This window comes from Nocardia sp. CDC153, assembly GCF_035818515.1.
GTDB lineage: Bacteria > Actinomycetota > Actinomycetes > Mycobacteriales > Mycobacteriaceae > Nocardia.
Genome location: NZ_JAYKYU010000007.1, coordinates 166,401 through 176,050, shown reverse-complemented (window position 1 = coordinate 176,050; position 9,650 = coordinate 166,401). Strand labels below are relative to the sequence as shown.

Annotated in this window: 9 protein-coding genes; 6 read left to right on the top strand and 3 right to left on the bottom strand. The window is 65.0% G+C overall.

Translation table 11 applies throughout. From position 1 onward, the window contains the following. Nucleotides 1-6: 6 nt before the first annotated feature. Both VMT65_RS34005 and VMT65_RS34000 read right to left on the bottom strand, forming a co-directional pair. Nucleotides 7-870 (bottom strand): ABC transporter permease, encoded by an 864-nt coding sequence (locus VMT65_RS34005; RefSeq protein ID WP_326312772.1) that lies wholly within the window; start codon nt 868-870, stop codon nt 7-9. Between the two features lie 3 nt (nt 871-873). Further along, the gene (locus VMT65_RS34000) at nt 874-1,692 is read right to left on the bottom strand and encodes an MlaE family ABC transporter permease (protein WP_326312771.1); all 819 of its coding nucleotides are present in this window, start codon (nt 1,690-1,692) and stop codon (nt 874-876) included. A gap of 499 nt (nt 1,693-2,191) precedes the next feature. Between VMT65_RS34000 and VMT65_RS33995 the strand changes: the two genes are divergently transcribed. After that, on the top strand, nt 2,192-2,857 hold the full coding sequence (locus VMT65_RS33995; protein ID WP_326312770.1) for a serine protease: 666 nt from the start codon (nt 2,192-2,194) through the stop codon (nt 2,855-2,857). A gap of 52 nt (nt 2,858-2,909) precedes the next feature. Here the strand turns inward: VMT65_RS33995 and lppU are convergent, their stop codons facing one another. Continuing rightward, nucleotides 2,910-3,542 carry an LppU family putative lipoprotein gene (gene lppU / locus VMT65_RS33990; protein WP_326312769.1) on the bottom strand — a complete coding sequence of 211 codons (633 nt, stop codon included), beginning with the start codon at nt 3,540-3,542 and terminating at the stop codon, nt 2,910-2,912. A gap of 109 nt (nt 3,543-3,651) precedes the next feature. Between lppU and VMT65_RS33985 the strand changes: the two genes are divergently transcribed. The 5 genes from VMT65_RS33985 (at nt 3,652) to VMT65_RS33965 (ending at nt 9,644) form a co-directional block, all read left to right on the top strand. Continuing rightward, nucleotides 3,652-4,947, top strand: a complete 1,296-nt coding sequence (locus VMT65_RS33985; RefSeq protein ID WP_326312768.1) for a cytochrome P450 — start codon at nt 3,652-3,654, stop codon at nt 4,945-4,947. 294 nt (nt 4,948-5,241) lie between these two features. Further along, entirely contained in the window at nt 5,242-6,144 is a 903-nt protein-coding gene (locus tag VMT65_RS33980) for a L,D-transpeptidase (RefSeq protein ID WP_326312767.1), read from the top strand. A gap of 335 nt (nt 6,145-6,479) precedes the next feature. Next, complete coding sequence (locus VMT65_RS33975; protein WP_326312766.1) at nt 6,480-7,409, top strand: carbohydrate ABC transporter permease; 930 nt, start codon at nt 6,480-6,482, stop codon at nt 7,407-7,409. Nucleotides 7,410-7,483: 74 nt separating this feature from the next. Further along, a complete protein-coding gene (locus VMT65_RS33970; protein ID WP_326312973.1) occupies nt 7,484-8,275 on the top strand; it encodes a carbohydrate ABC transporter permease in 792 nt (263 codons plus the stop codon). A 34-nt stretch (nt 8,276-8,309) separates the two neighbouring features. Next, nucleotides 8,310-9,644 carry an ABC transporter substrate-binding protein gene (locus tag VMT65_RS33965; RefSeq protein WP_326312765.1) on the top strand — a complete coding sequence of 445 codons (1,335 nt, stop codon included), beginning with the start codon at nt 8,310-8,312 and terminating at the stop codon, nt 9,642-9,644. Nucleotides 9,645-9,650: the final 6 nt, after the last annotated feature.

The following is a 9,650-nucleotide window of genomic DNA, read 5'->3' as shown; positions in this document are numbered from 1 at the left end:
CGCCTCCTATCCCGAGATCCGGATGCCGGGGTTGACGCCCCAGATGGCCAAGGTCATGAACAGGTCGGCGAAGACGACCGCGATGATGCAGAGCTTGATCGCGCGACCGGCCGCCACACCCACGCCCTCCGGGCCGCCGGAGGCGAAAAACCCGTAGTAGCACTGGATGAACGTGGTGATCGCGACGAAGAGGATCGCCTTCAGCAGTGAGTACAGCACATCGTGGGGGATGAGGAACTGATAGAAGTAGTGCTGGAAGGTGCCTGTCGCGGTGCCGCCCACCAGGGCCACGGTCAGCGAGCAGGAGATGTAGGCCAGCGGCAGCGCCAGGCAGTACAGCGGCACGATGGCGATCATGGCCGCGATCATGCGGGTGCTCACCAGGTACGGAAGCGGCCGAATGGCAACCGATTCCAGCGCGTCGATCTCCTCGGAGATGCGCATGGCGCCCAGCTGCGCGGTGAACCGACAGCCCGCCTGGGCCGCGAAGGCGACGGTCGCGAGCAGCGGCCCGAGCTCACGGGTGGTGGCGAAGGCGGAGATGGCGCCGGTCAAGGGGCTCAGGCCCAACAGGTTCAGCGAGGTGTAGCCCTGAATGGCGACGGTCATGCCGCCGAACGCCGACAGGATCAGCACCACGCCGATGGTGCCGCCACCGACGACGAGATTGCCGTTGCCCCAGGTGACATCGGACAGCAGTCGCCAGACTTCCTTGGGGTAGTGCTTGAACGCCATCGGCATGGAGCCGACCGAGCGCAGGAAGAAGAAGACCTGGTGGCCGATGCGGGCCAGCCAGTCGCGCGGCGCACCGGCCGCACCCTTGAACCGTTGGAGCGGCCGCAGCAGCGGCGGTACATACGTTGCTGACACGACTCAGACCACCTGCGGCGGGAAGAGGGAGTTGTAGAGCTGCGTAATGATCAGATTGACGCCGAAGAGCATGACCGCCGACATGACCACCGCGGTGTTCACCGCGTTGGCGACACCGCCCGGGCCGCCCTTGGCGTTCAGGCCCGAGTCGCAGGCGATGATCGCGGCGAGCAGGCCGTAGATGAGCGACTTGAGCAGCGCCACAATCAGGTCCGTGGTGACCGCGAACGAGGAGAAGGTCCCGATGTAGGAGCCCGGGGTGCCGTTCTGGGCGAAGATATTGAAGACGTAGCCGGTCAGGAAGCCGACGAAAACCACGAAGCCGCACAGCAGTACCGACACCAGCATGGCCGCGCCCAGGCGCGGGGCCACCAGGCGGCGCATGGGATCCACGCCCATGACCCGCATGGCGTCGATCTCCTCGCGAATGGTGCGGGAACCGAGGTCGGCGCAGATGGCCGAACCGACCGCGCCGGAGATCATCAGCGCGGTGACGAGGGGCGCGCCCTGCTGAATGATGCCCAGGCCGTTGGCCGCGCCGATGAACGAGGTCGCACCGACCTGCCCGGCGACCGAGCCGACCTGAATGGAGACGATGACGCCGATCGGGATGGCCACCAACAGGGTCGGGGCGGCCGCGACATTCGCCATGAAGGCGCACTGCCGGATGAACTCGGCATAGGGGAAGCGGCGGCGAAAGATCGCGATGAAAAGTTCAGCGACCGCCGACACGCCCATGGACATCATCCGACCACCGGTTTCCAGCGATCGTTTCGGATGATCCTGCCAGTACCCCTTGGCCCAATCCACGGCCGCATTCATCCGTGACGCCGACGGTGGACTCCCCTGGTCCCCCGGGCTCGTGGTCAACTGCACTGACTACCCCTCTCGACGCCGGGTTACCCGCCTCCGGCGACTGTTTGCTTGACGCACCTTACTACGGAGTTAGGAAAAACACATCACCGATTGTGGTTCCGGTCATAGACCCGGATCACTTTCGTCGTATAGCTGTGAACAGCCACATCAGGGTTGGTTTAGCGCCCAAAGAACCTGGCAGATATCTAGAACTTGTTCTAGTTTTTGAGTATCCACCGATAGATGTGAACACCTACCGGGTAACAATTTGTAGGAACAATTTTATTGGAATTCCATAGCGCTTGCGTATTGTTCCGATATCTCCATCCAACTAGGTATCCGCGACGAACCTCGGCAGGACACGGCTCGGCAACATGTGGCAGTACAAGAGGCAACCGGGCTCGAATACTGACAGGATGAGTAACCGCAACTCGAGATTCGCGCGGCTTCCGACGTCTGGAGGGACATGATCAAGAAAATCGCCGGGGCGGCCGGGACTGTCGCCGTCGCCCTGAGCACCGCGTTCTTCGGCATCGGAGCCGCCAACGCCGATCCCGCGCCCGCCGTCATCGGCGGCGGCTCGGGGATCATCATCGACGACCAGTTCGAATGCACGGTGACCACCGTCGGCCACGACGGCGCGGGCCGCCTGGTCGGCCTCACCGCCGGGCACTGTGGCGACGCCGGGGCCAAGGTCTGGGCCGAAAAGGACCGTGCCGCGGGTCAGATCGGTCAGTTCGTCTATTCCAACCACGACCTGGACTACGCCGTCATCCAGTTCGATCCGGGCCGCATCATCCCGGTCAACCGGATCGGCAATGTCACCATCACCGGACTCGGGGGCCCGCCGGGATTCCCCATGATCGTCTGCAAGGAGGGCCGGACCACCGGCAACACCTGCGGCATCTCCTGGGGTGACGTCTTCGACACCAGCGTCGAGACCTGGAGCCAGATGTGCGTGGTGGAGGGCGATTCCGGCGCGCCGGTCGTCGTCGGCACCACCCTGGTCGGCATGGTGAACGCCTACCTGGCGGTGGCCTGCTTCGGGCCCGAGGTCGGCACCAATATGAGCTCGATCATGGCGGACCTCAATGGCCGCGGCGGGATCGGCTCGGGGTACTACCCCATCTGAGAACGAAAGGCAGTGTCGAGGGCGGTGATTCGCGAATCACCGCCCTTTCCTTTTATTTGAGGGTGTCCACGCAGACGACGATATTGCGCTCGTCGTAGATGTAGCCCTGATTGTCGCCGGGGCAGTCGTCGACGCTGGTGGTGTTCTGCAGGATCGACACCACCTTCACGCCGTCGGTGGCGGTGCGGGTGGTGCAGGGAATCCGGTGCGCGACATCGGTGCCCACCTCCATGCAGTCGCCGACCACCCAGTCGATGGTCAGGCACAGGGCTCCGGTCTCCACGCCATTGACGGTCTCGTAGTAGACCTGGTCGGCGCCCTTGCCGCACTGGGCATTCTGCGGGGCCTTGCCGGTCACCTTGTAGTTGGCGTCCTGGCTGCCGCAGCTGGCCTTGTCGATGGTGGCGTCGGTGGTGGTGCCGCCCAGTTTCACGCAGTCGCCGATATTGGCGTGGAAGTCGGTGTGGCCGCCGCGGTCCGCGCGCGGGGTGGTGGTCGGCACGCCGGAGCCGGGCTTGCCCGAGGGTTTGGCCGGAGTGGTGAGCGGGGCCTGGCTCGGGAGCAGGGTGTCGCCGGGGGCCGCGACGGGAGTGCCGGTGACGGTGGTCCCGCAGCCCGCGAGCAGCAGGGCGGCGGCGAAGATCGCGGGGAGGGCGATCCGGGCGGAAAGCTGCTGACGCAACACGCAAGAGTCCTATATTTCGAAACAAACAGATTTGACTTGCGCCCATGCATATCACGTCGGGCACACGGGAGATCGAACCGAGGTGGCGAACCATTTCGTGTAGGCACTCATGAGCGGCGACATCCTGGAGCGCTATGCGCGGTGGCGGCGCGGGCGGGACGGCGATCCCTTCCGCGTGCGCATTCCCGCGCTGGGATCGGTGCTGTTCACCGGCACCCCGGACGGGGCGCGCGAGCTGTTCCGCGCACCGGTCGAGCTGCTGGAACCGCCGCTGCCCAATCCCATCGAACCCATGGTGGGCGCGGCCTCGCTGATTCTCGCGCGCGGCGGGCGACATCGGCGCGAGCGGGCGCTGCTCGCGCCCGCCTTCCATCGCAATCGAATCAGCGCCTACGGCAATGCCATTCGCGAGGCCGCGCGGGCGGAACTGTCCGGGGAGCGCACCGGGAATCCGTGGCGACCCGGCACCCGGGTGGACGCCCGGGCGGCGGCGCGGGCCTTGACCCTGCGGGTGATCCTGGCGGCCGTGTTCGGCATCGACGAACCGGTGCGGCGGGCCGAATACACCTCCGTGACAACGGATTTCCTGGAATCGTTCGGCAGCACGCTGTTTCTGGTTCCGGCCTTGCGGCGCAATCTGTTCGGACTGTCGGGCTGGGAGCGGTTCAGCGCGGCCCGGGACCGGCTCGACGAGCTCATCGATGCCGAGGTGGCGCGGCGGCGCGCGGACGGGGGCGGCGGGAACGATCTGCTCGCGCTCATGCTCGAGACCCGCTACGAGGACGGCACCGCCATCACCGCGGAAGATCTGCGGGAGCAGTTGCGAACATTGCTGGTGGCGGGCCACGAGACCACCGCGACGGCGCTGGTGTGGGCGCTGTACCGACTGCACCGGACGCCCGCGGCGCTGGCCCGGCTGCTGGACGAATTGTCCTCGGCCGGAACCGATCCCGATCCGGCGGAGCTGGTGAAGCTGCCGTATCTGGACGCGGTGTGCCAGGAGACGCTGCGGCTGCATCCGCCGGTGCCGATCGTATTGCGCAGGCTCACCGGCGATTTCACGCTGTGTGGGGTGGCCCTGCGGGCGGGGGACACCATGGGGATATCGACGCATCTGCTGCACACCGACCCCGAGGTGTGGTCGGACCCGCACCGCTTCGCACCGGAGCGCTTCCTCGAGCGGCGCTACGGCCCGTTCGAATTCGCGCCGTTCGGGGGTGGGCACCGGCGGTGCGTGGGCGCGGCGCTGGCCGACTATGAACTCCGAATTGTGTTGGCTACTGTACTGACCAGCGTGCGACTGCGGCTCTCGCCGCGCTTCGCGCGCGGGCCCGCACCGCTGTCGGTGCCGCACACCATTACCGTCGGTCCCCGCACCGCGATCACCTTCGACGTTCAACCCTGAAGCGGCATAAGTGATTTCGATCACAGTAACGTTTCGGGGCGCGCGTGCGTCGAAACCGGCCGCAGCGGTGTCACTTTCGGGGAATCGCCGATGCCATCGGCGCATACACCGCACCCCGGCAACCCACCCGCGGCCTTGTGACGTGGCACACACCAAGAAGTCGGTATGCATAACCGTCAGAAGCCAATTGGCTTGCCGGACCGATCGCGGTAGTAATGGACGCGGGGTTGGGACCTACGCGGGTGAACTGTGCCCGCAATCTGAGTGTGAACGAAGATCTGAGAGGACCGAGCTGTGCGCACTACCCGCTATCGGAGAACGGGACTGATCGCCCTCGCCGCCATCGCGGCGACCGGAGCGGTGGTGGCGGCACCGGCGTCAGCGACCCCGCTATGGCCGGGCGGTCCCGATGTCCCGGGTGTGCCGTCCGCGGTCATGCCGCAGCCCGAGCCGGGCTCGCTGCCCACCGATCCCAACGCCAAGGCCCCGATTCCGCCCGCCAACTTCGCGGCCCCGAACATCAGCCCCGGCGACGGGGACGTGGTCGGCGTGGCCATGCCGGTCATCATCAACTTCAAGGATCCGGTGAGCGATCACGCCGCCGCCGAGAAGTCCATTCGCATCACCTCCACCAACAAGGTGACCGGCCACTTCTACTGGATGGGCGACAAGCAGGTGCGCTGGCGGCCCGAGGACTTCTGGCCCGCCGGGTCCAAGGTGACCGTGCAGGCCGGTGACACCAAGGTGGCCTACGAGATCGGCGACGAGTTCATCGCGACCGCCGACGACGCCACCCACGAGATCACCATCACCCGCAATGGCGAGGTCGTCAAGACCATGCCGACCTCCATGGGCAAGAAGGGGCACGAGACCCCGAACGGGACCTACATCGTCAGCGAGAAGAACCGCAAGATGATCATGGACTCGTCCACCTACGGTGTGCCGGTGACCGCTCCCGAGGGCTACAAGCTCGAGGTCGAGTACGCCACCCGCATGTCCAATAGCGGCATCTTCGTCCACGCCGCCCCGTGGAGCGTTGCGCAGCAGGGTGTTTCCGACACCTCGCACGGCTGCCTCAACGTCTCCACCGAGGACGCCAAGTGGTTCCAGGAGAACGTGAAGAAGGGCGACCCGGTCATCGTCAAGAACTCGATCGGCACCTTCAGCACCAGCGACGGCTGGGGCGACTGGAATTAATGGTCCCACTCTGATTTCTCGCATGCCCCGCCCTTTACGGGCGGGGCATGCACCTATATAGGGGGTGTACGTGAGCCCCTGCGCTCGGGGTTCCAGGGGCCTGCCCCTGAGATCTTGTGGGGTTTCAGGGGCTTGCCCCTGAGAGCTACGAGAGTTGGTCTTGCGTTCACATGATTTTGGTCACGTAATCGTTTGAGTGATCGTACTATTCGCCCATGTCCGCGCCGACTGAAGGTGTGACCGGTGAACAGTCGGTAGCGGGAGCCGCCCGACAGTTAAGCGAGTTACCATCCGGAATTAACCAGACATTTGCACGGGATCGCAAGGCTGCGCGGGTGCGAAGTTGGCCCGAACGAGTACTCCCGACGCCCCCCGGGCGCGGGTGGCGAAGCAGACCCTGGCAGGACTATGCGTTGTTCGTCGTGCTGGTCGCGCCGAACCTGATCCTGTTGGGCGTCTTCGTCTATCGCCCGCTGGCCGACAACATTCGCCTGTCGTTCACGGACTGGAACATCTCGGCGACGAGCCTGTCCTACATCGGGTTCGACAACTACACCGAATGGTTCCGGCGCGACGATTCGTGGCAGATCGTCGGCAATACCGTAGTCTTCACGGTGGCCGCGGTGCTCGGCAGCATGGTCCTGGGCCTGGCGCTGGCCATGCTGCTGGACCGCAAGCTGTTCGGGCGCAATGTGGTTCGCTCGGCGATCTTCGCGCCCTACGTCATCTCGGGCGCGGCCATCGGCGTGGGCTTCCAGTTCATCTTCGATCCCGGCTTCGGCCTGGTCCCGGACATCCTGACGCGCCTGGGGATTCACTCGCCCGACTTCGCGCAGAATCCGCACTGGGCGCTGTTCATGATCACGGTGACCTACATCTGGAAGAACCTGGGCTACAGCTTCGTCATCTATCTGGCCGCGCTGCAAGGGGTTCGGACCGACCTCATGGAGGCCGCCGAGATCGACGGCGCGAGCCGCTGGACCACCTTCACCCGGGTGCTGCTGCCGCAGCTGCGGCCGACCACGTACTTCCTGTCGATCACGGTGCTGCTCAACTCATTGCAGGTCTTCGACCTGATCAATGTGATGACCCGCGGCGGGCCCATCGGCACCGGCACCACCACCATGATCTACCAGGTCTATCGCGAATCCTGGGTCAACCAGCGCGCCGGATACGGGGCGGCGGTGGCCACCATCATGTTCCTGGTGCTGCTGCTGGTGACCGTGGTGCAGGTGCGCATGATGGACCGAGGGGACGAGAAGTGAACCGGCTCAATATCAATCAAGGACCACTGGCGGCCAATCGCGAGTTGTTCGCCAAGATCTTCGGCTATGCCGCCATGGCGTGCGTGCTGATCATCGTGGGCGTCCCGCTCTACTACATCCTCACGCGCTCGTTCATGGCGCACGCCGAGGTCTACTCCCAGCCGGTCAGCTACTGGCCGAAGACCTGGCTGGGGTCGAACTACCACGACGCCACCACCGTGCTGCCGTTCTGGCAGTTCCTGCGCAACTCGATCATCGTCACCGCCATCGTGTCCACGGTGAAGTTCGTGCTGGGCGTGCTCAGCGCCTACGGTCTGGTCTTCCTGCGTTTCCCGTACAAGAATGTGCTGTTCCTGACGATCATCGCGGCGCTCATGGTGCCCAACCAGATCACCATCATCTCCAACTACGCGCTCATGGCCCAGGCCGGACTGCGAAACACATTCGCGGGCATCATTCTTCCGCTCTGCGGCGTCGCCTTCGGCACCTTCCTCATGCGCAATCACTTCCTGTCGCTACCCAGCGAGGTCATCGAGGCCGCGCGCATGGACGGCGCGGGCTGGTGGCGGTTGCTGACCCGGGTGGTGCTGCCCATGTCGGGGCCGACCATGGTGGCGTTCGCGGTGGTCACGCTGGTGAACGAGTGGAACGAATACCTGTGGCCGTTCCTCATGGCCGACGACGCGCGCGTGGCCACGCTGCCGGTCGGCCTCACCCTGCTGCAGAACACCGAGAACCCCAGCGTCACCAACTGGGGTCCGGTCATGGCCGGGGTCATCCTGACCATGCTTCCCATTCTCATCGTCTTTCTGGTGCTCCAGCGCCAGATGATCAAGGGCCTCACCTCCGGTGCGGTCAAGGGCTGAGCGTCCGAATATGAAGTCCCAGAAGGAGATTCCCGTGTCCGATTCTCGTCTCCCCGCGCTGTCGCGCCGCGGGTTTCTCGGCCTCGCCGGCGCGGCCGCGGGCGCGGTCGCGCTGACGGCCTGCGCCGGTTCCGGTGGTGGCGGCACCCAGGGCGGTGATTCCAAGACAATCACCTTCTGGTCCAACCACCCCGGCACCTCCAAGGACCAGGAGACCGAGCTCATCAATCGGTTCCAGGCGAAATACCCGGACCTGAAGGTCAATCTCGTCGACGCGGGCAAGAACTACGAAGAGGTCGCGACCAAGTTCAACGCGGCCCTGTCCGGCGGCGAGCTGCCCGACGTGGTCATCCTGTCCGACGTGTGGTGGTTCAACTACGCGCTCAACGGCACCATCGAACCGCTGGACAGCCACTTCTCCGCGGCCGGGGTGAACGTGTCCGACTACGTGGACACCTTCGTCAACGACTACAAGTTCAATGGCAAGACCTGGGCGCTGCCGTACTCCCGCTCGACCCAGATCTTCTACTACAACAAGGATCTGTGGTCCAAGGCCGGACTGCCCGACCGCACCCCGGAAAGCTGGGACGAGTTCGACGAGTGGGGCCCGAAGATCCAGAGCGTCATGGGCGGCGGCGAGAAGTGGGCGCACGGCTGGGGTGACGCCAAGAACTACCTGGCCTGGACCTTCCAGGGTCCGTGCTGGACCTTCGGCGGCGCGTACTCCGACGAGTGGAAGCTGAAGTTCAGCGACCCGGCCACCATCAAGGCCGGAAACTACCTGCGCGACTCCATCAATGCCAAGAAGTACGCCAGCATCCGGCCCACCTACGCGGTCGACTTCGGCAATGGCATCATCGCCTCCGCCATCGGCTCCACCGGTGACCTCAAGAGCATCAAGACCAATGCCGCGGGCAAGACCGAGTTCGGCACCGGCTTCCTGCCGCACCCGAACGGGCTGGCCGGGTGCACCACCGGCGGTGCGGGCCTGGCGATTCCGTCGCGCATCAGCGACGCCCGCAAGGAGAACGCGCTCAAGTTCATCGACTTCATCACCAATGCGGCCAATACCTCCTACTTCTCGCAGGCCACCGGCTACATCCCGGTGCGCAAGTCGGCACAGCAGGATCCGAGCATGGCCGACTTCCTGACCAAGAACCCGAACTTCAAGACCGCGATCGACCAGCTGCCGCTGACCAAGCCGCAGAACTACGCGCGCGTGTTCGTGCCGGGCGGCGACCAGATCATCGGCACCGGGCTCGAGCAGATCGGCCTGCAGAACCGGGATGTGACAAGCGCTTTCGGCGATATCACCAACCAACTGCAGACCATCATCGACCGGCAGATCACGCCGAAGCTGCCCAAGTAACTAGCG